This is a genomic window from Mycobacterium montefiorense (assembly GCF_025823255.1).
GTDB lineage: Bacteria > Actinomycetota > Actinomycetes > Mycobacteriales > Mycobacteriaceae > Mycobacterium > Mycobacterium montefiorense.
Genome location: NZ_JACKVL010000006.1, coordinates 43,863 through 69,003, shown reverse-complemented (window position 1 = coordinate 69,003; position 25,141 = coordinate 43,863). Strand labels below are relative to the sequence as shown.

Below are 25,141 nucleotides of genomic sequence, written 5' to 3'. Positions count from 1 at the left end.
GGGTGCGTAGGCGCGTTGAGCTTATGTTGCATCGCCAATCGCAAGCCCGCACCTACGATGGCCCGGTGACCAGACCCGGGACGACAGACCCGTTGGACGGCACGTTGCTGGACGGCCGCTATCTGGTCCAGGGCAAGATCGCCAGCGGCGGCACCTCGACGGTGTACCGCGGCCTCGACGTCCGGCTTGACCGGCCGGTGGCGCTGAAGGTGATGGACTCCCGTTATGCCGGCGACAGTCAGTTCCTGACCCGCTTCCAGCTCGAGGCCCGTACGGTCGCCCGATTGAAGAACCCGGGGCTGGTCGCGGTCTACGACCAGGGCCAGGACGGTCGCCATCCGTTTTTGGTGATGGAGCTCATCGAGGGCGGCACCCTGCGCGAGCTGCTGACAGAACGTGGCCCGATGCCGCCGCATGCCGTGGTGGCTGTGCTGCGCCCGGTGCTGGGCGGGCTGTCCGCCGCGCATCGCGCCGGGCTGGTGCATCGCGACGTCAAACCGGAGAACGTGCTGATTTCCGACGACGGCGAGGTCAAAATCGCCGATTTCGGGTTGGTGCGTGCGGTCGCGGCGGCCGGAATCACGTCAACCAGTGTCATTTTGGGCACCGTGGCCTATCTGTCGCCCGAGCAGGTGCGCGACGGAAACGCCGGTCCGCGCAGCGATGTCTACTCCGCGGGGATCCTCACCTACGAACTGCTGACCGGCGGTACACCGTTCAGCGGCGACTCCCCGCTATCGATCGCCTACCAGCGATTGGACCACGACGTGCCGTGTCCAAGCAGCCTAATCGAAGGTGTGCCAACGCAATTCGACGATTTCGTGTCGTGCGCAACTGGCCGCGACCCCGCGCAGCGGTATGCCGACGCGATCGAGATGCTCGCCGACGTCGACGCGATCGCCGAGGAACTGGGACTGCCCGACTTCCGGGTCCCGGCGCCGCGCAACTCCGCCCAGCATCGCTCGGCGGCACTGCAGCGCAGCCGGATGACTGAGCAGCGGTCCGCCGCGCCGTCCCCACCGGCCCCGGCCCCGGTCCATCAGCCCACCCGCCAGCTGGCGCGCGGCCCCGAGGACTGGGCTCAGGCGGCTCCCGACACCGAGACCGACGAACCCGACGACTACGAATACGGTGCAGTCTCAGGCGAATTCGCCGGTATCGCGATCACTGAATTCGCCCTCGCGCGTCAGCAAAACCGCCGCATGGTGCTGATCTGGGTGGCACTCATACTGGCACTCACCGGTCTGGTCGCGACGGCAGCGTGGACAGTCGGCAGCAATCTGACCGGTCTGCTGTGAAGTAGGCCTTACTATGCGCCGCTCGAAGGCTGCCTTTTCGCGAGTCGATGAAATTGGTGCGGGAACGTCACGTTCGCGACACGAATCTTAATAAAATCTCACAGCTCTCTTATTTTTCTTAATATTGGGGTAGCGTGCTGAGGCATGGGTTCGACAACGCATCGCGCCGACTCGCCGAGCCGGCTCGGCGAGCACGCAGTAGTCCTGGGTGCCGGAATCGCGGGTTTGCTTGCCGCCCGCGTGCTTTCGGAGTTCTACGATTCGGTCAGCGTGGTCGAACGCGACAGGTTGCCGGACTATCCGTGTCATCGCCGGGGCCTCCCCCAAGGGCGCCATGCGCACAACTTCTACAGCCGCGGCCTGCAGGTACTGGGTGAATTGTTTCCCGGACTGCTGGACGACCTGGCCAGAGCCGGGGCGGTCGTTGTCGACGACGGTGACCTGTCGCACTTCTACGTACGCCTCGGGCGTTACGAGCTGAAAAGCGCGGGCACATTCGCCGATCCGGCCGCGCTGACGCTGCACATGGCGAGCAGGCCGTTCATGGAGTATCAGCTACGCCGCCGCGTCAAGGCTCTACCCAACGTGAACATCCTCGACGGGCACGACGTCTCCGAACTCCTCACCACCGGCGATATCGTCAACGGCGTTCGAATCATTCGGCGCTACAACGGTTTTCTGACGACAATAGACGCCGACCTGGTGGTCGATGCGATGGGCCGGGCCGCACGCACCCCGGCGCTGTTGTCGAGGCTGGGCTTCGAACGGCCCACCGAGAACCGCATGGCCGCGAGGTATAGCTACGCGAGCCAACAGCTGAGCATGCCCATGGGATCGATCTCCCAGCGGCTCGTGATGTTCAACCCAGGCGACGGCAGGCCGGGAGGCCTGCTACTGGCCAACGAACACGACACCTGGATGCTGGCGATCGGACAGCTGACCGAAACCGGCGAACCGCCAACCGATTACGACGCGATGCTCGCGCTGGCCGCGCCCTTCCTGCCCGCAGACTTGATGGACGGACTACGCCAGGCACACCCCATCGGGGAAGCCGTGACATATCAGCACACCGCCGCCGTGTGGCGCCGCTACGACCAGTTGTCTCGATTCCCATCGGGTTTGGTGGTTCTCGGTGACGCATTGTGCGCCCCCGACCCGACCTACGGCCAGGGCATGACAATCGCCGCGCTGGAAGCGCTGACTCTGCGCGATTGTCTGCTGTCTGGCGATGCCGCACTGGCACAACGCTATTTCGGTGCAACGGCCCGCTACATCGGCGCGATGTGGGCGGCAAATAGAGCCAGGTCGCGGGCCACTTCCCCGGTTCGCGACCGGAGTTCGGGGCGGGCGCGGCTGCAAGGCTGGGTGACTAGAGCGGCACTGAACGCCGCCGCACACGACGCTGTGTTGACCGAACGCTTCTTTCGGGTCTCAAACTTCATCGACCCGCCGTCGCGGCTCCAGGATCCCGCCCTGCTACCACGCATCGTCTGGGGAAACCTGCGGGCCCGATTTTCGCGGGCACGGCCGCTGGCTCAGCCAGACCCTTCGTCGCCGACAGACACCACCATCGACCCTCGGCGGACAAAAATGGCGGCGACGCGATGAACAGTGACCGCAGTACGGACGAGGATGCGATCCGCAATCTGGTCGACCGTCAGGCAAGTGCCTCGGCCGCAGCAGATCCGGAGGCGTATTCCGGCGTGTTCAGTTCCGATGCCGACTACGTAGACCTTTTTGGGCAGCTACTACAAAGGGCGCAAAACGATCGCCGCGTCCTACGTTCCTCTGTTCAAGAAGCTTCTCCGGGGATCCAAACTTGAGATCGAGATCCTTCAGATGCGGTTTCTGACCCCCGACGTCGCGCTGGTCATGTCGAACGCCGCCGTCAAGCGAAGACGGGCTCGTCGCAACACGCGGGTGAACACCAGCGTCGCCGTGCGAGTCGAGGGCCAGTGGCTGTTCGCCGCATCTCAAAACACCACGCGTCGGCGATTCGCCGAAACCGTGATGCGCCGGTGGGCGAGCTAGTCGCGCAGCATCTCGGCGACCAGGAACGCCAGCTCCAGCGACTGCTGGGTGTTCAGCCGCGGGTCGCACGCGGTCTCGTAGCGGCCGGCCAGGTCGTGGTCCGAAATGTCTTGTGCGCCACCCAAACACTCCGTCACATTCTCGCCCGTGATCTCGACGTGGATGCCACCCGGATGGGTGCCCAGCGCGCGATGCACCTCGAAGAAGCCCTGCACCTCGTCGACGATGCGGTCGAAGTGGCGGGTCTTGTACCCGGTGGACGACTCGTGGGTGTTGCCGTGCATCGGGTCGCACTGCCAGATCACCTGGTGACCGGTGGCCTGCACCTTCTCGATGATCGGCGGCAGCAGGTAGCGAACCTTGTTGTTGCCCATCCGGCTGACCAGCGTGAGCCGGCCCGGCTTGTTGTGCGGGTCGAGGCGCTCGACGTACTCCATCGCCAGCTCGGGCGTCATCGTCGGGCCGAGTTTGACGCCGATCGGATTCGCGATCACCTCAGCGAACGCGATGTGCGCGCCGTCGAGTTGCCGGGTCCGCTCGCCGATCCACACGGTGTGCGCCGACAGGTCGTACAGCTGCGGCTCGCCGCCTTCGCTTTCCGACAGCCGCAGCATCGCGCGCTCGTAGTCGAGCACCAGAGCCTCGTGGCTGGCGTAGATCTCGGCAGTTTGCAGATTGGGGTCGACCACGCCGCAGGCGTTCATGAATCGCAACCCGCGGTCGATCTCGGTGGCCAGCGCCTCATAACGGGCACCGGCGGGCGAGGTCCGGACGAATTCCCGGTTCCAGTCGTGGACCAGGTGCAGCGAAGCCAGCCCCGACGAGGTCAGCGCCCGCATCAGGTTCATCGCCGCGCTGGCGTTGGCGTAGGCGCGCACCAACCGCGACGGGTCGTGCTCACGCGCGGCCCCATCCGGGGCGAAGCCGTTGATCATGTCGCCGCGGTAGGACTTCAGGCCGAGCGCGTCGATATCAGCCGATCGGGGCTTGGCGTACTGACCGGCAATGCGGGCAACCTTGACCACCGGCAGGCTGGCGCCGTAGGTCAGCACCACCGCCATCTGCAGCAGGGTGCGCACGTTGCCGCGGATGTGGGGTTCGGTGTTGTCGACGAACGTCTCGGCGCAGTCGCCGCCCTGCAGCAGAAAGGCCTCGCCCTTGGCGACCTGGGCGAGTTGCTCCTGCAGCCGGACGATTTCGGACGGTACCGTCACCGGCGGGACGCTTTCCAGGACCGTGCGCATTGCCGCGGCCTGGTCGTCGGGCCACGCCGGTTGCTGGGCGGCGGGCTTAGCCAGGGCAGCGTCCAGCCGGGTCCGCAGATCGGCGGGCAGCGGCGGCAGCGAGGGCAGCTGGTCGATCGGTATGTCGACGGTCCAGTTCATCGGTCCATGATATCTGTGGCCAGCCAGGGCTAATGCCATTGCGCACGCGCTCTAACCGGGGCCCCGGCTCGGCCGGGGGCTGCTTAACGGGTCGCTCGCGCGCCCGCATCGTCGCCGGACACTATCAGCCGGTACCGGCGCAACTGATCGCGGGCATCGACCAGTGCATCGTGCACGTCGCGGTGCCGCGGCGGCAACCGGGGCGACCCCCGATCCTCCCACAGCTGGCGCAGCTCCCGGGTGTAGCGGGGTATCGCTTTCGGCAGGCCCGGCATCGGACCCCACAGCTGGCACAACGCCACGTGATCGTAGGCCCCCACCCAGGCCCACAGCTCGATCGGCTCGGCGCCCGACACACCGAAAAACTCTTCCAGGTCGTGACGAATCTGCTTGCGTGAGCGCCACAACTGCGAGGCCGGTGGCGGCAGCTTGGGCAGCACGTTGGCGCGCACCCAGGCGCCGGCGCGCCCGGGATCGAATTCCGTGGACACGGCGTAATACTCGCGGCCGTCTTCGGCGGCCACCCCGATCGAGATCAGCTCGATGGTGCGGCCGTCCTCGATGAATTCGGTGTCGTAGAAATACCGCACGCAGAAAGCCTAGGGGGCGAGGTATCTGCCGACCAGGATGGGCTCGGTTCCCTCCGGTGGCGGCGCGGGATGTACGTCCTGGTCAAGCTGGGCATCGACCATGCGATCGTCTGGCAGGCGCGGCGTCCCGGCGATCGCGCACTGCAACCACAGCTTGGCCCGCACGACGGGACGGCGCCATTTGCGTTCCCGCTGTAACGCGCGCCGCATCTTGTCCGGCTGGGCGGTGTATCGCCAGCGCGCCCACGGGGCGTGCGGGCGCGACAGCCGAATCGCGCCGATAACCAGCAACACGACGATGAACATCCCGAGCAGACCGGTCCACACCTTGCCCTTGAGCAGCACCACCACCGCTAGCGGCAGCGTCATCACCATCGCGCCGATCACCGCGACGCGCCATGCGAACGTATCCGTGCCATGGGTGAACGGGAAGAAAAACATCAACGGGTGCAGCCCCATGATCAGCAATCCGGCCACCGCCACAGCGGCGAACACCGCGTCCACCGAACTGCGACCGTCCTCTTCCCAGTAGACGTCGGACAGGTGCAGGATCAACGCGTATTCGTCGAGCACCAACGCCGCACCGATGCCGAAAAATATTGCGGATACTGTGTTTTCGGGTTCTTGCCCGTTGTCCGACAGCGTCACCAAGGTCAGCCCGGAGATCATCACCAGAACCACCCCAAACGTCACGTGGTGGATGTGCAGTCCCCCGATGTGGACATTGCGCGGTTGCCACCATCGGGCGGGAAGGCCGGAGTCGACGCGGTGGCGGATAAAGCGGACGAAAGTTCGTGTGACGAAAAAGGTCAGGATGAAGGCGACCAGGCAGCACAGCAGGGGAAGCCGGCCCCCGTGAACGATGTCATGCGAGAACCAGTGGGCCACTCTGTGCACGAACCACTGGAACACGTTTTGCAACCTACGCCCGCGCATCCCCGCGGCGCGGGAGCCGCGCTGCGGAACGTGACGGCCATGGACACCGATTACGCTGTTCTGCGAGATGAGTAATTCGCAGGCGCCCGGTATGGGCAGCCGTCGGGGGCGGGCTTTGTTGTGGTGTCTGTTGTGGCTGTTGGCCGCGGCAGCGCTGGGCTACACGGCCTGGGGCCTGTTCGCGCACACGCCATACCGCATCGACATCGATATCTATCAAATGGGCGGCCAGACCTGGCTGGACGGACGTCCGCTGTACCGAGGTGATGTGCTGTTCCACACACCGATCGGGCTGAATCTTCCGTTCACCTATCCCCCGCTGGCAGCGATCGTGTTCTGCCCGTTCGCCTGGCTGCACATGCCGGCGGCCAGCGTCGCGATCACGGTGTTGACGCTGGTGCTACTGATCGTCTCGACAGTGATCGTGCTGACCCGCCTCGACGTCTGGAACACCTCGGCGGTGCTGGGCGGGCCGGCCTGGCTGCGCCGGTGGTGGTTGGCCGTGATCGTGGTGGCGCCGGCCTCGATCTGGCTGGAGCCCATCGCCTCGAACTTCGCCTTCGGTCAGATCAACGTCGTGCTGATGACGCTGGTGATCGCCGATTGTGTGCCACGCCGCACGCCCTGGCCCCGTGGGCTGCTGCTCGGGTTGGGCATCGCGCTCAAGCTCACCCCGGCGGTGTTTTTGCTGTATTTCCTGGTGCGTCGTGACTATCGGACGGCATTGACGGCGCTGACGTCTTTTGCGGTTGCGACTCTGGTCGGGTTCATGCTGGCCTGGAGCGACTCGTGGGAGTACTGGACCCATACCGTGCACCACACCGACCGGATCGGCTCGGCGGCGCTGAACACCGACCAGAACATCGCCAGCGCGCTGGCGCGGATCGGGCTTTCCGAGCAGCTGAGCTTCGTGCTCTGGGCGAGCCTGTGCCTGGCCGTACTGGCGTTGACCGTGTGGGCGATGCGGCGGGTGCTACGCGCCGGCGAGACGACGCTGGCGATCATCTGCGTCGCCCTGTTCGGATTGATGGTTTCGCCGGTGTCATGGTCACACCATTGGGTGTGGGTGCTGCCGGCGCTGCTGGTGACGGCGGTCTTGGGCTGGCGGCGCCGCATCGTCGCGCTGGGCGTGCTGACGGTCGTCGGAGTGGCGCTGATGGACTGGACCCCGCTGGAGCTGATGCCCAAGCACCATGAGGAGACGGCCAACTGGTGGCGTCAACTTCTCGGCATGTCCTACGTGTGGTGGGCCCTGGCCGTGATCGTCGCGGCCGGACTCACCGTCACCACCCGGGTGGCAGGTCGGGATTCGCCGGGACGCGCCGACCCCGATGCCGGCCGTCAACTCATCCGCGACGTGAACGTCGTCGGCTAGCCGACAGCTGTTTCGGGGATCCGCGCGGGATCGTCCGTCAGCCCCTGGTCGGTCGAGTCGTTATCGCGGTTCTTCACGGTCGCGGCGTAGACGTCGACGTACTCCTGACCGGAGAGCCCCATCAGCTCGTAGATGACTTCGTCGGCGACGGCCCGCTCGATGAAGCGATTGCCGGCCAGGCCCTCGAATCGGGAGAAGTCCATCGGCTTGCCGAACCGGACCGTCACCTTGCCGAAGCGCAGCATCGAGGTGCCCGGCGGGTTGACGACGTTGGTGCCGATCATCGCGACCGGGATCACCGGCACGCCGGTCTCCAGCGCGAGGCGGGCCAGGCCGGTCTTGCCCTTGTACAGCCGCCCGTCGGGCGAGCGGGTGCCCTCGGGGTACATGCCGAGCAGCTTGCCTTGGCCCAGCACTCGCTGTGCGGTGTCCAGCGCGGCCTGGGCGGCGTCGGCACTGCTGCGGTCGATGGGAACCTGGCCAACGGCGGTGAAGAACCAGCGGCTGAACCAGCCTTTGATGCCGGTACCGGTGAAATATTCGGACTTCGCCAGGAAGGTGATCCGGCGCCGTACGACCAGCGGCAAGAAGAAGCTGTCCATCACCGCCAGGTGATTACTGGCCAGGATCACCGGCCCCGAACTCGGAACATGTTGCAGGCCTTCAACTTTCGGCCGACCGAGCAATTGCAGTAACGGGCCTAGAAAGATGTACTTCAAAAGCCAGTACGCCATGGCCCTCCCCTCTCGCCCGAAACCGCCGGTGTTCTGCGCCAACTGTACCCACCCGCGACCCAAGGGACCACATTCAAACCCCGCGGATCACTCTTCGATAGTGACGGGGATGGGCCGGTAACGCGTCCGTCCGTTGGCATCGTCGGCGGGGGCGTCCCCGGCGTGCGCGCCGCCGCCGCCGGGACCGTCCGGGGGCGGTTGCGGTGCGGGTTTGGCAGACCCGTCGATGTCGTCGACGATCGCGCGGATCACCTCCAACAGGGCGATGCTGTGATCCGCGATCACTGTGAGCAGTGGGTGCTGGTCGCCGGTCGCCAATGCGGCCAGCGCGCACACCGGGCACCAGATCTGCTGGCACTTGCCGGTCCCGGGGCCGTTGCCCGCCGTCATTGCGGCGGCCATCCGCACGGCGGGGTCGATACCGTCCAGAATCGCCTCGGCGAGCCTGCGCAGTTCAGGACCGAGATCGGAGTGAGCCTTACTCACTTAGGCCACACCTCCGGATCTGGTCGAAAACGAACTGTCAGCTCACCGCCTCGTAGATGCGCGTCGAGCACCGTGCACCGCCGTAGTACGGACGCCAACCGAACCCGGCGCCGCAACCCGCCGGCGCTGATGATCAGGTCGTCGTCCACCCGGCCCAGCGACAGCGATCCGGGGTCGAGCTGGGGCAACGTTAGCCGCATACGGTATGTCGACCCAAGTCCCGACCCCGATTCGAGGTCCACAATAGGGCGCAACGGTCCTGGTGGCGCCGTTCCACGCCGAAGGCGTGCACTGTCGAGCAATCCGCCCAGGGCCTTGGGGCCTATCGGCTCGCCCGCCAGGTGCGGGGTCATCACGAGCGCCACGTCACCGATGGTGGCATCGAGCTCCTCGAGCACCGCGCGCTGCTCCGAGATGCGCTCGCCGTACCAGTAGAACGCCGGATGCTCGGGCAGGTTGCGGTACTCGTAGGACTCGTCTTCCACCAGAACCTGATTGATGATCAGCTCCTCGACGCGCACACCCATCAGTGCCAGCGAACCCAGCGTTCGGGCCGCCTCGGCGGCCACCACCCGCTCAGGCGTCAGCACCAGGTGCGCGCTGACCAGGTCGCCGTCGGTGAGCAGTTCACTGAGCTGCTCGACGCTGGTACTGATGCGTTCGATCAGCTCCACCACCGCGGCCGAGCGCGCGTCGTCGGCGGTGATGGACAGCCGGCGATGACGCGGCCAGGCGCGCTCGACGTACAGCCCGAAGGTGGCGGGCAGGGTCAGCATGCGCAACGCGTCGGCGGTCGAGGCGCAGTCGACGACGACGCGATCCCATCGACCGGAAGCCGCGAGTTCGCCGACGGCGTGCAGCCCGAGCACTTCCTGAATGCCCGGCAAAGCCGAAAGTTCTTCGGGGGCAATGCTACTCAGCTCCGAGTCAGGAAACCGGCGATCCAATGTGGTGACCACCTCATGCCACCGGGCCTCGAGCAGGGCCAGGGTGTCCAACGCCATCGCGTCCAGCGAGCCGCTGCTCGTCTCGGCATCGTCGGCAAGCACCCGGACCGGTTCGCCGCTGCCGCTAGGCGGGACGGGGATGCCGAGCACGTCGCCCAGCGAGTGTGCCTGGTCGGTTGAGACCACCAGCACGCGCTGCCCCTCGATCGCGTCACAGACCGCGGTGGCAGCAGCGAGGGTGGATTTTCCTACCCCGCCCTTGCCAACGAAAAGACTGATCCGGGCCTTGGAAGAGGGAGGGGTGGGTGAACCGGATTCACTCAGCCTCGACTCGTTTCTTCAGATCCTTCAAAGCGGTTTCAGTCAGCCTGCGCTCGGCCTTGCGCTTGAGCAACCCGATCATCGGGATGGCCAGGTCGACCGAGAGTTCGTAGGTGACATCGGTTCCAGAATCCTTGGCCGCCAACCGATATGACCCTTCAAGGGAGCGCAGCAGCGAGCTGGACACCAGGGTCCAGCTCAGCGACTCGTGGTCGGCCGGCCAGGTGTAGGACATGACCATTGTGTCCTTGATGACGCCGGCGTCCATCACGAATCGCACGGTCTTCGGGTAGCCGTCGGCGCCACGCTCCTGCACCTCGGCTTCCTTGTACTCCGAGATCCAGTCCGGATACGAGTCGATGTCGGCGATCACCTGCAGCACCGTGCCCGGATCTGCCTCGATGTGAATGGTCTGGGTCGTCTTCTCCGCCACCTGGCCGCTACCCTCTCTCCCGCACGCGGGTCCACCCGATCATCTCCGGCAGTACCCCGCCTTCGGACCGGAACGGAACTCTCCGTGCGAACCTTGACCGGAGTTAAACTACCGGAGAAACACCGACAGGACGTGACTGCTCCAGAGTCGTCTTGACCTCAAAAGCCATTTTCTTGCCCGCCACCCGACGGCGGTGTGTCATTTTCGCGAGGTTCAGTTTCGCCAGCTGCCAGGCCGCCACGCCAGTGGGTTCGGCGTGCAAGAAATAGTGCAACACCACGCCGTCCAGCGACGGCTCCAGCCAGATCTCCATGGTGCCGGTCAGCGCCCCGGTCACGGCCCAGCGAATTCCTTTCTCCGCACGGGCCTCGACGACCTGCAGCCGCAGATCTGGCCACCAGCGTTGCCAGCTCGATTCGTCGGCGACCGCGACCCCGGCCCGCGCGCCGTCGGCGGCGACGTACGTCTGGTCCGCGATCTGGATGCTGTGCATGGTGTCAGCTTCACATATCAATATTCGCCGCATGCCGCCGAGGGCACGCCCCTCCGAACGCGGCTCGCGGCGATCGCGATGCTGCTCGACCGACAGCCTGCGGCCGCGTGAATCCCGCGATTAGTCTGGGCTACAGCAAGCCGGCCACCGGTCACTAGGTCAATCGAGGTCAAAGAGTGCGTGAATACAGTGTCCCTGCCCGCTTTTCCCTCGGCGAGCACGACAACATCGCAGCCATGGTCTTCGAGCACGAGCGCGACGACCCCAGCTTTGTCATCTATCAACGTCAGGTCGACGGGGTGTGGACCGACGTCACCTGCGCCGAGGCCGCCGGGCAGATTCGCGCCGCGGCATTAGGCCTGATCTCGCTGGACGTGCAAGCCGGCGACCGGGTGGCCATTTTTTCGGCCACCCGCTACGAGTGGGCGATCTTCGACCTGGCCATCCTGTCGGTCGGCGCCGTCACGGTCCCGATCTACGAGACCTCGTCGGCCGAGCAGGTGCGCTGGGTGTTGCAGAACTCGGAAACCGTCGTGGCGTTCGCCGAGACCGATGCGCACGCCGCGATGGTCACCGAGCTCACCGGCGAACTTCCGGCCCTGCGCCGGGTGCTGCACATCGACGGTTCGGGCCCCAAGGCGCTCGATCAGCTCGTCGAGGCCGGCGCGTCGGTCGACGCGCAAGAGCTGACCGCCCGGCTGTCGGCGTTGCGCCCGGAAGACCCCGCGACGCTGATCTACACGTCGGGAACCACCGGACGTCCCAAAGGCTGCCAGCTCACCCATGCCAACCTGCTCTACGAGACGCGGGGAGCCAAGGAGTGCCTGCCGACGCTGCTGCACGAGGGCCAGCGGCTGCTGGTCTTCCTGCCGCTGGCGCATGTGCTGGCCCGCTCGCTCACGCTGTCCGCGTTCGCCAACAAGGTCACCGTCGGCTTCACCAGCGACATCAAGAACCTGCTGCCCATGTTGGCGGTGTTCAAGCCGACGGTCGTGGTGTCGGTGCCGCGGGTGTTCGAAAAGGTTTACAACACCGCCGAGCAGAACGCCGCCAACGACGGCAAGGGGCCGATCTTCGCCAGGGCTGTGCAGACCGCGGTCGACTGGAGCGAAGCCCACGACAACGGCGGCCCCGGGCTGCTGCTGCGCGCCAAACACGCGTTGTTCGACCGGCTGGTCTACCACAAGCTGCGCGCGGCGCTGGGCGGTGACTGCCACGCGTCGTTGTCCGGCGGCGCACCGCTGGGCGCCCGGCTGGGCCACTTCTACCGCGGCGTCGGCCTGACCATCCACGAGGGCTACGGCCTGACCGAGACCAGCTCGGCCATCACGGTCAACCAGGTCGGCAAGGTCAAGATCGGGACGGTCGGAACGTTGTTGCCGGGCAACAGCATGCGCATCGCCGACGACGGTGAGCTGTTGGTGCGCGGCGGCGTGGTGTTCAGCGGGTACTGGCGCAACGAGCAGGCCACCGAGGAGGCGTTCGCCGACGGCTGGTTCAAGACCGGCGATCTCGGCGCGCTCGACGAGGACGGCTTCCTGAAGATCACCGGCCGCAAGAAGGAGATCATCGTGACCGCCGGCGGCAAGAACGTCGCCCCCGCCGTGCTGGAGGACCAACTGCGGGCACACCCGCTGATCAGCCAGGCGTTGGTGGTCGGGGACGCGAAGCCGTTTGTCGGCGCACTGATCACGATCGACCCGGAAGCCTTCGACGGCTGGAAGCAGCGCAACAGCAAGTCGTCCGGCTCGTCGGTGGGCGATCTGGCCACCGACCCGGATCTGGTCGCCGAGGTCGACGCCGCAGTCAAGCAGGCCAACCTGTCGGTTTCGCATGCCGAGTCGATCCGCAAGTTCCGCATTCTGCCGGTCGACTTCACCGAGGACACCGGCGAGCTGACCCCGACGATGAAGGTCAAGCGCAACGTGGTGGCCGAGAAGTTCGCCTCCGATATCGAGGCGCTCTACGACAAGGAGTAGCCGCCCGGGTCAGGCCAGTGTGGCCGACGAGGGCTTGCCCCGCAGCAGATTGGCCAGGCGGGCGGCCAGAATATCCCAGCGCCACTGCGACGTCACCCAGTCGCGTCCGGCCGCACCCATCGCGGTGGCCCGGTCACGATCGCTCAGCAATTCGGCGACGGCATCGCCCACTTCTTGTACCGAGTTTCCGTCGACGACAAGCCCAGTCTTGTTGTGCTGCACAGCTTCCGGCGCGCCACCCGACTCGCCGGCGATCACCGGCACGCCGGCCGCCGAGGCTTCCAGGAACACGATCCCAAGGCCTTCGACATCCATGCCCGCGCCGCGAGTGCGGCACGGCATCGCGAACACGTCGGCCAGCGCATAGTGGGCGGGCAGCTCGTCGGATGGCACGCCGCCGGTGAATGTCACGTGGTCGGCCACCCCGCAGTCCTGCGCGAGCTTGCGCAACGTGTCGAGGTAGGGGCCGCTGCCGACGATCACCAGGGCGGCGCCGTCGACGCGCTGCCGAATCGACGGCAACGCCTTGATCAGCATGTCCTGCCCCTTGCGGGGCACCAGCCGGGAAAGGCACACGACGGTCGGCCGCTCCCCCAGCCCGTAGCGCTTGCGTAGCTCGTCGCGGCCGGCCGGGTCGGGCCGGAACCGGTCGGTGTCGACGCCGGACGGCAGGTATTCCAACGACGCGGCCGGCCCGAACGCCGTCGCGAACCGGCCCCGTGTGTAGCGGCTGACGAAGGTGACGACGTCGGTGTCGTCACCGATGCGCCGCAGCACCGAACGCGCCACCGGAAGCATCGACCAGCCCACCTCGTGGCCGTGCGTGCTGGCCAGCACCCGACTCGCCCCGGCGCGCCTGGCACGCGCCGCCAGCAGCGCCAGCGGTGCGGCCGCGCCGAACCACACGGTGTCGATGCCGTGGTCGCCGATCAGCCGGCGCATCCGCGCGTCGACCGTCGGCACCGGCAACATCAGCGTGCCCGGATGGCGCACCACCCGATAGCCGGCCGCGTCGGCGTCAAAAGCGTCGGCGCCCTTCCATTGCGGCGCGTACACCAGCACCGAATGTGACCCGGTGTCCACCAGCCGCCCGACGAACTCGCGCAGGTAGGACTGGATACCGCCGCGTCGCGGCGGAAAGTCGTTGGTTACCAGCAGGACCCGGCTCACCTGCGTCAGGCTAGCCGAACATCCATTGCCGCCAGCGCGCGAGCAGGCCTGCCGAGTCGATGCCCAGCACGTCGCGGGCGGCGGTGAACGGGTCGACGTGCGCTACGCCGCAGACGGCCAGGTAGTAGTCGCGCAGCTTGGGCGTTCCGAACGTGTCGGCGACGAAGCGGGCGAACCACCAGGCGCGGTCGTAGGCTAGCGAACGCTGCGGCCCCGGGGTGTCCAGCTCGAGATCCGACGGCAACGACGGGTTCGGCGAGCGAGCCTGCGGCGGCACCGGGGTATTGGGCCGGGCCACGAAATCGGCGACGCCTTCGGCTAGCCATCGCGGCGCATCGAGCGCGGTGTCGGCGCGCGATGCGTAATGAAAAAGTTCATGAGTCAACACAATTCGAAATGCCGACGCACTCATTCCTGCCGCGCCCGGGGCGAATACGATCCGCTGACCGACCACCACCCGATGGGCGGGATCAATCTGATCGGCGACGGTCACCGCGGCGATGTCCGCCCATTGCTCGGGTGCGCCGCCGCCGGCGGCGGCGCGAAACTGGTCGTCGGAGCCGGTGGCCACCACCGAGATATCCCGCGACCAGCCGACCCCCCAGAACGCCTCTACCTTGTCGACCGCGGCGCCCACATCCGACGCGACCCGAGCCAGCAGCGCCTCGGCAGCGGGGCCGCCGAGGCGCAGCAATCGGATCTCGCGGTCGCCGACGATCAGGGGTGCTCGGGCGCCGAGCGGGTGACCATGAGCGGGCGCAGCGAGCTGGGCGCCTCTTATCCGGCCATTACGCGCGTCCAACGGCACGGCCGCTGCCGCGACGAACTCGACAACAAAGACCCACGCCAAAAGAATCGGGAGCCACCGGCGATGCCGACGGAAATGGCCGGGCGCCGAACGATCAGTAACGGCGGGCGTCGTAAATCGGGCCGGAGGAGTTCATCGGCACCACCCGCACCGGCACGCCGTAGGTGGACGAGTGGATCATCATGCCGTCACCGACGTATATGCCGGCGTGCGACGCGTCCGAATAGAAGGTCAACACGTCGCCGGGCTGCAGATCCGACAGGGAAATCGGCTGACCGCCATGAGCGAGCGCCTGGCTTGAGTGCGGCAACGAGATACCGGCCTGCTGGAAGGCCCACATCACCAATCCGGAGCAGTCAAACCCGCCCGGTGCCGAGCCGCCCCACACGTAAGGCGATCCGACCTGGGTCAACGCCGCTTGCACGACGTTGGCACGGTCACCACCGGGACCGCCAGGAATCATCCCCGGCATACCGGGCATTCCACCTGGCGGCGGAGCCTCACCCGGCGGTGGCGCACCGGGCGCCGGCGGGGCGCCGGGCGGCAATGCGTCCGGCGCGGGTGCGCCTGGCGCCGGAGCCGCCGCGGGCAGCTGCCCGGGGTCGGCCAGCGCGGTGCGCTGCTGTGGCGACAGGGACACGTACTGCAACTTCACGACGGCAATCTGAACCTGCAGCTGGCTCTGCTTGGACTGCAGGCTGGCCCGCACCGCGGCGGCCTGCTCGGCCGCGCTCTTGGCATCAGCGGCGGAGCGGGCCGAAGCCTGTTCGGCCTTGGCGGCCTGCTCACCGGCAACCCGGAAACTCGCCATTTGCGTGGACATTTGGGCCGCCATCACGCGCTGGACGGCGATCTTGTCGATTAGCCCCTGCGGCGACTGCGCGGTCAGCATCGCTTCCATGCCGTCGATGCGTCCACCCATGTAGGTCGCGGCCGCGAGCTTGTTGACAGCGATCTGGAAGGTGGCCAGGCGAACCTTCGCCCCATCCACCGCGGCCTGGTCGTCGGTGTGCTTCTTGTCGGCGGCCCGCTGGGCGGCGAGTTTGTCGTTGAGGTCGAGCTGCGCGCTGTGCATGGCCTCGGTGGTCTGCTCGGCCTGCCGGGATAGCTCGGTGAGCTTTGCCAGTGCGTCGTCGGCGGGATCGGCCATCACGTTGGCCGCACAGACACCGGACAAAACGGTGAGGCATGCCAGCGTTCCGACGACTGACCGCGTGATGACACGCGAGATCGAATGCGCGGAGCCGAAACTCAAAGTATTGCTTCCTTAAACTGCCGTCGACGTTCGAGGTCGATCTGGGTTTAGGTCTCAAACAGGTTACGAAACGATATCGGCGTTTGTCCAAACCAGATCGTTAAGAAAATAGATAGATTTCTGTCATAAGTATGTGAACGACACGGGGTAACTGAGGCGGTCCAGGGGTTTTGACACTCAACCCCTCTAGGCGACGCCGAACCCATGATTGCGATGAATGGGCACCAAACGCAAGCGCGGCGCCAATCCCACCTCCGCAAGCACTTCGAGTGCGGCACGTTCGTCGTGCAACAAGGTATCCGGTACCCCGAGTAGCACGCTGATCACGCAATCCCGGCACCCCGGGCCGCGAGCCGCACAATCGTCGCAGTCGATTACCACCGGGGCAACCGGTCCTGACGCCGCGACGCCTTTGCTGTCGGGTCCGCTGCTGTAGGCCATCGGAATCGGTCCTCTCATCCGCACTTGGTCGTGCTGACCCGAACGCTAACCGCGGGCACCGACACTTTTTGGCGAGCACGAACCGGCGTGGGAACGCCGCCGGTGTCGGTCGCGATGCTTAACGTCACGCCCATGGGTGTGACTGGTGGGACTCAACTGAGTTTCGCCGACCTGGGATCCAGCGCGGAATCGAGCTGGACGCCAATCGAAGAAACCCCGCTGCGCGAGACCACCTTCGTCGTGGTGGACCTGGAGACGACCGGCGGGCGCGCCCGCGGCGGCGACGGGACACGTGCCGACGCGATCACCGAGATCGGCGCGGTGAAGGTTCGCGGCGGCGTAGTGCTCGGAGAATTCGGCACCCTGGTGGACCCGCAGCGCAGCATCCCGCCTCAAATCATCCAGCTCACCGGCATCACCACGGCCATGGTGTGTGACGCCCCGACAATCGACGCGGCGCTGCCGATGTTTCTGGAGTTCGCCGGCCTGGACTGCGGGGCGGTGCTCGTCGCCCACAACGCGGGGTTCGACGTCGGGTTTCTGCGAGCCGCCGCCGAGCACTGCGAAATTCGTTGGCCCCAGGCACGAGTGCTGTGCACCGTACGACTGGCGCGCCGCGTGCTGAGCCGTGAGGAATCCCCCAGTGTGCGGCTGGCGGCCCTGGCCCGGCTGTTCGCCGTCGCCACCCAGCCCACCCACCGGGCCCTGGACGACGCCCGCGCCACCGTCGAGGTGCTGCACGCACTGGTCGAGCGCGTCGGCAATCAGGGCGTGCACACCTATGCCGACCTGCGCTCGTATCTGCCCAACGTGACGCCGACCCAGCGCCGCAAGCGTGTGCTCGCCGATCAGCTGCCGCACCGTCCCGGGGTCTACCTGTTTCGCGGCCCCTCGGGCGAGGTGCTCTACGTCGGCACCGCTGTTGACCTGCGCCGGAGGGTGAGCCAGTACTTCACCGGCGCCGACCCTCGCGGCCGGATGAAGGAGATGGTCACACTGGCCGGCGCGGTCGACCACGTCGAGTGCGCGCACGCGCTCGAGGCCGGGGTGCGCGAGCTGCGGATGCTGGCCGCGCACGCGCCGCCGTACAACCGCCGGTCGAGGTTCCCGCAACGCTGGTGGTGGGTGACGCTGAGCGACGAGGCCTTCCCCCGGCTGTCGGTGGTGCGCGCCCCGCGACACGACCGCGCCATCGGGCCGTTTCGGTCCCGCGCCGATGCGGCCGACACCGCGAGGCTGCTGGCACGTTTCACCGGAATTCGAACGTGCACAAGACGACTCGGACGTTCGGCGCTGCACGGACCGACCTGCCCGGAAGTCGAAGTGTCGCCCTGTCCCGCCGCCCGCGACGTGACCGCGGTGCAATACGCCGCGGCGACACAGCGGGCCGCGGCGCTGATCGATGGCGCGGACAACAGCGCGTTAATCGCGGCCGTCGATCAGATCACCGTGCTGGCCGAGCATCGGCACTACGAGAGCGCGGCACGGCTGCGCGACCGCACCGCCATCGCTGTCGAGATGCTGTGGCGAGGCCAGCGGCTGCGGGCGCTGGCCGCCCTGCCCGAGCTGATCGCCGCGGCGCCCGACGGCAGTGGGGGCTACCACCTCGCCGTGATCCGCTACGGCCAGCTCGCCGCGGCCGGCAACGCCAGGCGCGGGGTGCCGCCGATGCCGGTGGTCGACGCCATCCATGCTGGCGCACAAACGATTTTGACGGCCAATGCCCCGCTGGGCGGTGCGCTGGTCGAAGAGACCGCCCTGGTCGCGCGCTGGCTGCTGACCCCGGGAGTGCGCATCGTACGGGTCGCCGACGACATCGGGTGGGCCTCACCGGTGCGATCCGCCGGCGCCTGGGCGGGGTGGGCGGCCGCGGCGCGCTCGGCGCGGCTGGCCCGCACACAGGATCCAGCGCCGGTCCCGGACTCGGACCTGCCGGCAGTGCACTACACGATTACGCAAAGGAGCACCGGGCACCCCAACGCTGAGATCCAATGCTCCTCGGAGGGGGCCTGACCGATGCTTGCTGTGAACCGAGCGGCTGATATCCATCGACGCCCACCCATCGATTCCGATCTCGTGGTGACGATGCTCTGACCGGACTAACTCATCACTGTCGATTACGTCGCCTGGTACAACCGGCTGCACCTCATGCGCCAGCTCGGACGCTTACCACCCGCGGACCAACCTGTACCGCAACAACTTCCATGAAACCCATGCGCCTGAATCGACGTTGGTCAATCGATGGGCCAGGCATAGACGATATGTCGGCCCGGTTGGGCCGGAACGAAATCGCGCACTCTTTGCACTAGGCTCTCGCCGAGAAGTGTCCGAAACACCAAGTTGCGCTTGACTCCCAGATGCCTAGGCGACCTGCTGGCCGAATCGCACCCAACGCGCGAGCAGCTGCTCGGCCGCCCCGGAGTCGATGGCGGCACCGGCGCGCTCCAGCCCGTCCTCCCACGCCGGCAGCCATTCGGCGCGACTGGATAGGCCCGCATGCGCGACGATCGCACCGGCGGCGTTGAGCACGACGGCATCGCGGACCGCGCCCTTGGCACCGCCCAGCACGGCCCGCACCTCCTCAGCGTTAGCCGCAGCGTCACCCCCCACCAATTCGTCGAGCTCGGCGCGGGCGAACCCGAATCCCGCGGGATCAAAGGTCAGCTTGTCGACCGTGCCCGCTTGCACCCGCCAGATCGTGCTCGTGGTGGTCGTGGTCAATTCGTCCAGGCCGTCGTCGCCGTGCACGACCAGCACGCTGGCGCGCCGCGCCGCGAACACCCCGGCCATCACCTCGGCGAGGTTCGCGAACGCACAGCCGATCAACCCGGCTCGCGGCCGAGCCGGGTTCGTAAGTGGCCCAAGCAGATTGAAGACCGTCGGTATCCCGATCTCGCGGCGCACCGCTGACGCGTGCCGGTAGGACGGATGGAACACCGGCGCGAAGCAGAACCCGATCCCGACTTCGGCGAGACTGCGTGCGACCTGGTCGGGTCCCAGATCGATGCGCACACCGAGGGCCTCGAGCGTGTCGGCGCCACCGGACAGCGAGGACGCGGCCCGGTTGCCGTGCTTGACGACCGGCACCCCCGCGGCGGCCACCACGATCGCGGCCATCGTGGACAGGTTGACGGTGTTGACGCCGTCGCCGCCGGTACCGACGACATCGACGGCGTCGTCGCCGATCGCGTCACCAGGGATCTGGCGCGCATGGCTGAGCATCACGTCGGCGAGCTCACTGACCTCGGCCGCGGTGGGCACCTTCATCTTCATCGCGACGGCGAACGCGGCGATCTGGGCCGGGCGCGCGTTACCGGTCATGATCTGGTCCATCGCCCACGCGGCCTGCCCCCGCGCCAGGTTCTCCCCGTCGGTCAACCGGCCCAGCAGCCGCGGCCACGTCGGCGCAGCCCCGCCTTTTGCGCCCGGGGACGTCGCGGAAAACGCCCGGGCCGAAGGAACCTCAGATGACAGAGCCACGCGCCGATGGTCCCACGAGGACCAACCGCTGCCCAACCGTCGTTTCCGGTCGGTGGAATGCGACGCGCGGAGGCGAATTTCCGCCCCGGGTAGTGTTCAACAACTACAAAGCGTCATACTTGCGGATGTGACGAGTGCTGTAGGGACCTCGGGGACCGCGATCACGTCGCGAGTTCATTCGCTGAATCGGCCCAACATGGTCAGTGTTGGCACCATAGTGTGGCTGTCGAGCGAGCTTATGTTCTTTGCTGGCCTGTTTGCGTTCTATTTCACAGCGCGGGCGCAGGCCGGCGGGAACTGGCCGCCGCCGCCCACCGAGCTGAATCTGTACCAAGCCGTGCCGGTGACATTGGTGTTGATCGCATCGTCGTTCACCTGCCAGATGGGCGTGTTCGCCGCCGAGCGCGGCGACGTCTTCGGCCTGCGCCGCTGGTATGTGATCACCTTCCTGATGGGACTGTTCTTCGTCCTCGGGCAGGCCTACGAGTACTTCCACCTCGCCACCCACGGGACGACCATTCACGGCAGCGCCTACGGCAGCGTGTTCTATCTGGCCACTGGGTTCCACGGCCTGCACGTCACCGGTGGACTGATCGCCTTCATATTCCTGCTGGCGCGCACCGGGATGAGTAAGTTCACGCCGGCCCAGGCGACGGCCAGCATCGTCGTTTCCTACTACTGGCATTTCGTCGACATCGTGTGGATCGCGCTGTTCACCGTGATCTATTTCATCCGTTGAGCCGGCGCTAGACGAACAGGAGTGCTCGGTTGAAGAAGTTGGGATTCACCCGATCCCGCGGCCGCAAGCCGCAGAGTCAGCCCCGCAAGCAAGAGCAGTCGCGGCGGCGTCTTCGCCGCCGGCTGTCCGGTGGCCTGCTGTTGATGATCGCGCTGACCATCTCCGGCGGACTGGCCGCTGTGCTGACCCCCACCCCCCAGGTGGCCGTCGCCGACGAGTCGTCGTCGGCGCTGCTGCGCACAGGCAAGCAGCTGTTCGACACCTCGTGCGTGTCCTGCCACGGCGCCAACCTGCAGGGTGTGCCCGACCACGGGCCCAGCCTGGTCGGCGTCGGCGAGGCGGCCGTCTACTTCCAGGTGTCCAGCGGCCGAATGCCGGCCATGCGCGGCGAGGCGCAAGCACCGCGTAAGGAACCGATCTTCGACGAGGGTCAGATCGATGCGCTGGGCGCATTCGTCCAAGCCAACGGTGGTGGCCCCACTGTGGTGCGCAACCCGGATGGCAGTCTCGCGATGCACTCGCTGCGCGGCACCGACCTGGGCCGCGGCGGCGACCTGTTCCGGCTGAACTGCGCCTCGTGCCACAACTTCACCGGTAAGGGCGGTGCGCTGTCGTCAGGCAAGTTCGCGCCCGATCTGGGCGAGGCCAATGAGCAGCAGATCCTCACCGCGATGATGACCGGCCCGCAGAACATGCCGAAGTTCTCCGACCGGCAGCTGTCCTTCGAGGCCAAGAAGGACATCATCGGCTACGTCAAGGGCGTCTCCGAGGAGCGTTCGCAAGGCGGCTATGGCCTCGGCGGCTTCGGACCCGCGCCCGAGGGCATGGCGATGTGGATCATCGGGATGGTCGCCGCCATCGGGCTGGCACTGTGGATTGGGGCGCGAGCATGAGCTCGGAAAGCACCGGGGTCGGTAAAGGCCCAGAGCCGGACCAGGCCGCACTGGCCGCGATGTCCAACCAAGAACTGCTCGAGCTCGGCGGCAAGATCGACGGCGTCGAGACCGTCTTCAAGGAGCCTCGCTGGCCGGTCGAGGGCACCAAGGCCGAGAAGCGCGCCGAGCGCGGCGTGGCCCTGTGGCTTTTGCTGGGCGGCGGTTTCGGGCTGGCGCTGCTATTGATTTTCCTGTTCTGGCCGTGGCAGTACAAAGCGAATGAAGAAGCCGGCAACTTCCTGTACTCGCTGGCCACCCCACTGTACGGCCTGACCTTCGGGGCGTCGGTTCTGTCGATCGCCATCGGTGCGATCCTGTATCAGAAACGGTTTATCCCGGAAGAGATTTCGATTCAGGACCGCCATGACGGGGCGTCCCGCGACATCGACCGCAAGACCGTCGTGGCCAACCTGACCGACGCCTACCAGACGTCGACGATCGGGCGCCGAAAGCTGATCGGGGCATCGTTCGGCCTGGGCATGGGCGCGTTCGGTCTCGGCACCCTGGTGGCGTTTGCCGGCGGCCTGATCAAGAACCCGTGGAAGCCGGTTGTGCCCACCGCCGACGGCCTCAAAGCGGTGCTGTGGACATCGGGCTGGACCCCGCGCTTCCACGGCGAGACGATCTATCTGGCGCGCGCGACGGGGGCCACCTCCGGGGCGCCGTTCGTCAAAATGCGCCCCGAGGACATGGACGCCGGGGGGATGGAGACCGTGTTCCCGTGGCGGGAGTCCGACGGTGACGGCACCACGACCGAGTCGCACGAAAAACTGATCACCATCAAGATGGGCGTGCGCAACCCGGTGATGCTGATCCGGATCCGGCCCACCGACATGCCGAGGATGGTCAAACGTCAGGGCCAGGAGAGCTTCAACTTCGGCGAGTTCTTCGCCTACACCAAGGTCTGCTCGCACCTGGGCTGCCCGTCGTCGCTGTACGAACAGCAGTCGTACCGAATCCTGTGCCCTTGCCACCAATCGCAGTTCGACGCATTGCATTTCGCCAAGCCGATCTTCGGCCCGGCCGCCCGTGCGTTGGCGCAGCTGCCGATCACCATCGACTCAAACGGGTATCTGGTTGCCAACGGTGACTTCATCGAGCCCGTCGGTCCTGCATTCTGGGAGAGGACGACAACATGAGTCCGAAACTGAGTCCCCCGAACATCGGTGACGTCCTGGCCGGCCAGGGCGAGGCAGTCGACTCCCGCTATCACCCGTCGGCGGCGGTGCGCAGACAGCTCAACAAGGTCTTCCCGACGCACTGGTCGTTCCTGCTCGGCGAGATCGCGATGTACAGCTTCTTCGTGCTGCTGATCACCGGCGTGTACCTGACACTGTTCTTCGACCCGTCGATGGTCGACGTCACCTACAACGGCGTCTACCAACCACTGCGCGGCGTCGAGATGTCGCGGGCCTACCAGTCGGCACTCGACATCTCCTTCGAGATCCGTGGCGGTTTGTTCGTCCGTCAGATCCACCACTGGGCGGCGTTGATGTTCTCCGCGTCGATCATGGTGCACCTGGCGCGCATCTTCTTCACCGGCGCGTTCCGCCGGCCCCGCGAGGCGAACTGGGTGATCGGCTCGCTGCTGCTGATCCTGTCGATGTTCGAGGGCTACTTCGGCTACTCGCTGCCCGACGACCTGCTGTCGGGTATCGGTCTGCGGGCCGCGCTCTCGTCGATCACGCTGGGCATGCCGGTGATGGGAACCTGGCTGCACTGGGCACTGTTCGGCGGTGACTTCCCCGGCACCATCCTGATACCCCGGATGTACGCCCTGCACATCCTGTTGATTCCGGGCATCATCCTGGCCTTGATCGGGATGCACCTGGCCATGGTGTGGTTCCAGAAGCACACTCAGTTCCCCGGCCCGGGTCGTACCGAGCACAACGTTGTCGGCGTCCGCGTGATGCCGGTGTTCGCGGTCAAGTCCGGCGCGTTCTTCGCCGCCATCGTTGGCGTGCTCGGCCTGATGGGCGGCCTGCTACAGATCAACCCGATCTGGAACCTGGGCCCCTACAAGCCATCTCAGGTGTCGGCCGGATCGCAGCCTGACTTCTACATGATGTGGACGGAAGGCCTGGCGCGTATCTGGCCGCCGTGGGAGTTCTACTTCTGGCACCACACGATTCCCGCCGTGGTTTGGGTGGCGCTGATCATGGGTGGGGTCTTCATCCTGCTGATCATCTACCCGTTCCTGGAGAAGCGGTTCAGCGGCGACTATGCGCACCACAACCTGCTGCAGCGGCCGCGGGATGTCCCGGTGCGCACCTCGATCGGCGCGATGGCGATCGCCTTCTACATGCTGCTGACGCTGTGCGCGATGAACGACATCATCGCGTTCACCTTCCATATCTCGTTGAACGCGACGACATGGATCGGGCGCATCGGAATGGTGATCCTGCCGCCGTTCGTCTTCTTCATCACCTACCGGTGGTGCATTGGTCTGCAGCGCAGCGACCGCGCGCTGCTCGAGCACGGCGTCGAGACCGGCATCATCAAGCGGCTGCCGCACGGTGCCTACATCGAGCTGCACCAGCCACTTGGCCCGGTCGATGACCACGGCCACCCGCTACCGCTGGAGTACCAGGGGGCGCCGGTGCCCAACAAGATGAACAAGCTGGGCTCGGCCGGTTCGCCGGGTAGCGGCAGCTTCTTGTTCGCCGACCCGGTGTCCGAGGACACCGCGCTACGCGAGGCGGCGCACTCCGCTGAGCAACGCGCCCTGACCGCGCTGCGCGAGCGTCAAGGCAGCACCAACGGATCCACGAACGGCGAGCACTAGCTACAGCTGGCGGCGCGCTGCTGTTGAGCGGCCCGCAGGATGGAGCCCGCGGTCGCAAAGGCGGGCTTATCCCGGTCGGCGGCGCCAACCGGGAGATTGGCGGCGCAACGCAACACCATCAGGGCGAGCGTGCTGTAGGTCGCATACGGAATGATCAGCAGGTTGATCTGTTTATCGCCGCCGCTGATGGTCATCACGTGCTGGCGCTTTTGTTCCCATCCCGGCCAGTTGAAGTCGGGCGGTCGTTGCAGCGGTTGCCAATTGACGTTGATGGCCGTGATGTCCCCCAGCATGGGGGTCAGGATTGCAATCAGGTCGGGCAATTCATTGGTCATGCGGTCTGCGTGTGGCCACCAGGCGCCGTCGATGACGCGGCCAAGCTCACTGGCTACCGACAGCCGGACGGCACCGGCTCTGCCTCGACCGCCGGACGGACGGGTCATCGCAGACGTCGCCGGCCCACGATGGGCGGGGCTGCACAATTCACGGGCATTCCCTTCGCTGTCGACCACTTGACGGT

23 protein-coding genes and 1 pseudogene are annotated in these 25,141 nt (G+C 66.5%); 10 read left to right on the top strand and 14 right to left on the bottom strand.

From position 1 onward, the window contains the following. Nucleotides 1-23 precede the first annotated feature (23 nt). The 3 genes from H7K34_RS02150 (at nt 24) to H7K34_RS02140 (ending at nt 3,329) form a co-directional block, all read left to right on the top strand. Entirely contained in the window at nt 24-1,298 is a 1,275-nt protein-coding gene (locus H7K34_RS02150) for a protein kinase domain-containing protein (protein WP_372510666.1), read from the top strand. A 144-nt stretch (nt 1,299-1,442) separates the two neighbouring features. Then, nucleotides 1,443-2,906, top strand: a complete 1,464-nt coding sequence (locus H7K34_RS02145; protein WP_264059396.1) for an FAD-dependent oxidoreductase — start codon at nt 1,443-1,445, stop codon at nt 2,904-2,906. Nucleotides 2,907-3,035: 129 nt separating this feature from the next. Continuing rightward, nucleotides 3,036-3,329 carry an SgcJ/EcaC family oxidoreductase gene (locus H7K34_RS02140; protein WP_264059394.1) on the top strand — a complete coding sequence of 98 codons (294 nt, stop codon included), beginning with the start codon at nt 3,036-3,038 and terminating at the stop codon, nt 3,327-3,329. On the opposite strand, the gene H7K34_RS02135 is transcribed toward H7K34_RS02140, so the two are convergent. The 3 genes from H7K34_RS02135 to H7K34_RS02125 form a co-directional block, all read right to left on the bottom strand. After that, on the bottom strand, nt 3,326-4,714 hold the full coding sequence (locus H7K34_RS02135; protein ID WP_264059392.1) for a class II 3-deoxy-7-phosphoheptulonate synthase: 1,389 nt from the start codon (nt 4,712-4,714) through the stop codon (nt 3,326-3,328). The two genes, H7K34_RS02140 and H7K34_RS02135, sit on opposite strands and share 4 nt — an antisense overlap. Before the next feature lie 83 nt (nt 4,715-4,797). Next, nucleotides 4,798-5,304, bottom strand: coding sequence for a polyadenylate-specific 3'-exoribonuclease AS (locus H7K34_RS02130; RefSeq protein WP_108921378.1), 507 nt, complete (start codon nt 5,302-5,304; stop codon nt 4,798-4,800). A gap of 9 nt (nt 5,305-5,313) precedes the next feature. Continuing rightward, nucleotides 5,314-6,192, bottom strand: coding sequence for a hypothetical protein (locus tag H7K34_RS02125; RefSeq protein WP_264060460.1), 879 nt, complete (start codon nt 6,190-6,192; stop codon nt 5,314-5,316). Between the two features lie 115 nt (nt 6,193-6,307). Between H7K34_RS02125 and H7K34_RS02120 the strand changes: the two are divergent. Further along, nucleotides 6,308-7,601 (top strand): annotated as a pseudogene (locus H7K34_RS02120) (glycosyltransferase 87 family protein). Nucleotides 7,602-7,611: 10 nt separating this feature from the next. Here the strand turns inward: H7K34_RS02120 and H7K34_RS02115 are convergent. From H7K34_RS02115 to H7K34_RS02095, 5 genes are all read right to left on the bottom strand, one after another. After that, nucleotides 7,612-8,349 (bottom strand): lysophospholipid acyltransferase family protein, encoded by a 738-nt coding sequence (locus H7K34_RS02115; protein WP_264059388.1) that lies wholly within the window; start codon nt 8,347-8,349, stop codon nt 7,612-7,614. Between the two features lie 87 nt (nt 8,350-8,436). Then, a complete protein-coding gene (locus H7K34_RS02110; protein WP_264059386.1) occupies nt 8,437-8,835 on the bottom strand; it encodes a hypothetical protein in 399 nt (132 codons plus the stop codon). Further along, on the bottom strand, nt 8,832-10,106 hold the full coding sequence (locus H7K34_RS02105) for an ArsA family ATPase (RefSeq protein ID WP_264060458.1): 1,275 nt from the start codon (nt 10,104-10,106) through the stop codon (nt 8,832-8,834). Before H7K34_RS02105 ends, H7K34_RS02110 begins: the two co-directional genes overlap by 4 nt. After that, nucleotides 10,099-10,536 carry an SRPBCC family protein gene (locus H7K34_RS02100; RefSeq protein WP_264059384.1) on the bottom strand — a complete coding sequence of 146 codons (438 nt, stop codon included), beginning with the start codon at nt 10,534-10,536 and terminating at the stop codon, nt 10,099-10,101. The genes H7K34_RS02105 and H7K34_RS02100 overlap by 8 nt, the downstream gene beginning before the upstream one ends. A gap of 103 nt (nt 10,537-10,639) precedes the next feature. Next, nucleotides 10,640-11,029, bottom strand: coding sequence for a polyketide cyclase / dehydrase and lipid transport (locus tag H7K34_RS02095; protein ID WP_264059377.1), 390 nt, complete (start codon nt 11,027-11,029; stop codon nt 10,640-10,642). Nucleotides 11,030-11,205: 176 nt separating this feature from the next. Here H7K34_RS02095 and H7K34_RS02090 point away from each other — a divergent pair, with 176 nt between their 5' ends. Continuing rightward, nucleotides 11,206-13,008: an AMP-dependent synthetase/ligase gene (locus H7K34_RS02090; RefSeq protein WP_264059372.1), complete on the top strand. Its 1,803-nt coding sequence runs from the start codon at nt 11,206-11,208 to the stop codon at nt 13,006-13,008. 9 nt (nt 13,009-13,017) lie between these two features. On the opposite strand, the gene pimB is transcribed toward H7K34_RS02090, so the two are convergent. From pimB to H7K34_RS02070, 4 genes are all read right to left on the bottom strand, one after another. Beyond that, the gene (pimB, locus tag H7K34_RS02085) at nt 13,018-14,178 is read right to left on the bottom strand and encodes a GDP-mannose-dependent alpha-(1-6)-phosphatidylinositol monomannoside mannosyltransferase (protein ID WP_264059371.1); all 1,161 of its coding nucleotides are present in this window, start codon (nt 14,176-14,178) and stop codon (nt 13,018-13,020) included. A 10-nt stretch (nt 14,179-14,188) separates the two neighbouring features. Continuing rightward, nucleotides 14,189-14,986, bottom strand: coding sequence for a hypothetical protein (locus H7K34_RS02080; protein WP_372510683.1), 798 nt, complete (start codon nt 14,984-14,986; stop codon nt 14,189-14,191). Nucleotides 14,987-15,080: 94 nt separating this feature from the next. Next, complete coding sequence (ripC, locus tag H7K34_RS02075; RefSeq protein ID WP_264059369.1) at nt 15,081-16,241, bottom strand: peptidoglycan hydrolase RipC; 1,161 nt, start codon at nt 16,239-16,241, stop codon at nt 15,081-15,083. A gap of 186 nt (nt 16,242-16,427) precedes the next feature. Next, nucleotides 16,428-16,682 (bottom strand): hypothetical protein, encoded by a 255-nt coding sequence (locus tag H7K34_RS02070; protein WP_264059367.1) that lies wholly within the window; start codon nt 16,680-16,682, stop codon nt 16,428-16,430. A 114-nt stretch (nt 16,683-16,796) separates the two neighbouring features. Here H7K34_RS02070 and H7K34_RS02065 point away from each other — a divergent pair, with 114 nt between their 5' ends. Beyond that, nucleotides 16,797-18,695 (top strand): DEDD exonuclease domain-containing protein, encoded by a 1,899-nt coding sequence (locus tag H7K34_RS02065; protein ID WP_372510682.1) that lies wholly within the window; start codon nt 16,797-16,799, stop codon nt 18,693-18,695. A 348-nt stretch (nt 18,696-19,043) separates the two neighbouring features. Here H7K34_RS02065 and trpD read toward each other — a convergent pair whose 3' ends face one another. After that, complete coding sequence (trpD, locus tag H7K34_RS02060) at nt 19,044-20,162, bottom strand: anthranilate phosphoribosyltransferase (protein WP_264059365.1); 1,119 nt, start codon at nt 20,160-20,162, stop codon at nt 19,044-19,046. Nucleotides 20,163-20,289: 127 nt separating this feature from the next. Between trpD and ctaE the strand changes: the two genes are divergently transcribed. From ctaE to qcrB, 4 genes are read left to right on the top strand one after another with little or no spacing between them, the layout of a single operon-like run. Next, the gene (gene ctaE / locus H7K34_RS02055) at nt 20,290-20,901 is read left to right on the top strand and encodes an aa3-type cytochrome oxidase subunit III (RefSeq protein WP_108921396.1); all 612 of its coding nucleotides are present in this window, start codon (nt 20,290-20,292) and stop codon (nt 20,899-20,901) included. 29 nt (nt 20,902-20,930) lie between these two features. Continuing rightward, nucleotides 20,931-21,794, top strand: coding sequence for a cytochrome bc1 complex diheme cytochrome c subunit (gene qcrC / locus H7K34_RS02050; protein ID WP_108921397.1), 864 nt, complete (start codon nt 20,931-20,933; stop codon nt 21,792-21,794). Further along, on the top strand, nt 21,791-22,975 hold the full coding sequence (qcrA, locus tag H7K34_RS02045) for a cytochrome bc1 complex Rieske iron-sulfur subunit (protein ID WP_108921398.1): 1,185 nt from the start codon (nt 21,791-21,793) through the stop codon (nt 22,973-22,975). Before qcrC ends, qcrA begins: the two co-directional genes overlap by 4 nt. Further along, the gene (qcrB, locus tag H7K34_RS02040) at nt 22,972-24,621 is read left to right on the top strand and encodes a cytochrome bc1 complex cytochrome b subunit (RefSeq protein ID WP_264059361.1); all 1,650 of its coding nucleotides are present in this window, start codon (nt 22,972-22,974) and stop codon (nt 24,619-24,621) included. Before qcrA ends, qcrB begins: the two co-directional genes overlap by 4 nt. Here qcrB and H7K34_RS02035 read toward each other — a convergent pair. Then, the gene (locus H7K34_RS02035; RefSeq protein ID WP_108921400.1) at nt 24,618-25,064 is read right to left on the bottom strand and encodes a DUF5994 family protein; all 447 of its coding nucleotides are present in this window, start codon (nt 25,062-25,064) and stop codon (nt 24,618-24,620) included. The two genes, qcrB and H7K34_RS02035, sit on opposite strands and share 4 nt — an antisense overlap. Nucleotides 25,065-25,141: the final 77 nt, after the last annotated feature.

What these genes read in the sequence shown, in the direction of transcription:
- H7K34_RS02150 (WP_372510666.1), top strand. Translation starts at nt 24, where the DNA reads ATGTTGCATCGCCAATCGCAAGCCCGCACCTACGATGGCCCGGTGACC.
- H7K34_RS02145 (WP_264059396.1), top strand. Translation starts at nt 1,443, where the DNA reads ATGGGTTCGACAACGCATCGCGCCGACTCGCCGAGCCGGCTCGGCGAG.
- H7K34_RS02135 (WP_264059392.1), bottom strand. Translation starts at nt 4,714, where the DNA reads ATGAACTGGACCGTCGACATACCGATCGACCAGCTGCCCTCGCTGCCG.
- H7K34_RS02115 (WP_264059388.1), bottom strand. Translation starts at nt 8,349, where the DNA reads ATGGCGTACTGGCTTTTGAAGTACATCTTTCTAGGCCCGTTACTGCAA.
- H7K34_RS02095 (WP_264059377.1), bottom strand. Translation starts at nt 11,029, where the DNA reads ATGCACAGCATCCAGATCGCGGACCAGACGTACGTCGCCGCCGACGGC.
- H7K34_RS02070 (WP_264059367.1), bottom strand. Translation starts at nt 16,682, where the DNA reads ATGGCCTACAGCAGCGGACCCGACAGCAAAGGCGTCGCGGCGTCAGGA.
- H7K34_RS02065 (WP_372510682.1), top strand. Translation starts at nt 16,797, where the DNA reads ATGCTTAACGTCACGCCCATGGGTGTGACTGGTGGGACTCAACTGAGT.
- qcrA (WP_108921398.1), top strand. Translation starts at nt 21,791, where the DNA reads ATGAGCTCGGAAAGCACCGGGGTCGGTAAAGGCCCAGAGCCGGACCAG.
- qcrB (WP_264059361.1), top strand. Translation starts at nt 22,972, where the DNA reads ATGAGTCCGAAACTGAGTCCCCCGAACATCGGTGACGTCCTGGCCGGC.
- H7K34_RS02035 (WP_108921400.1), bottom strand. Translation starts at nt 25,064, where the DNA reads ATGACCCGTCCGTCCGGCGGTCGAGGCAGAGCCGGTGCCGTCCGGCTG.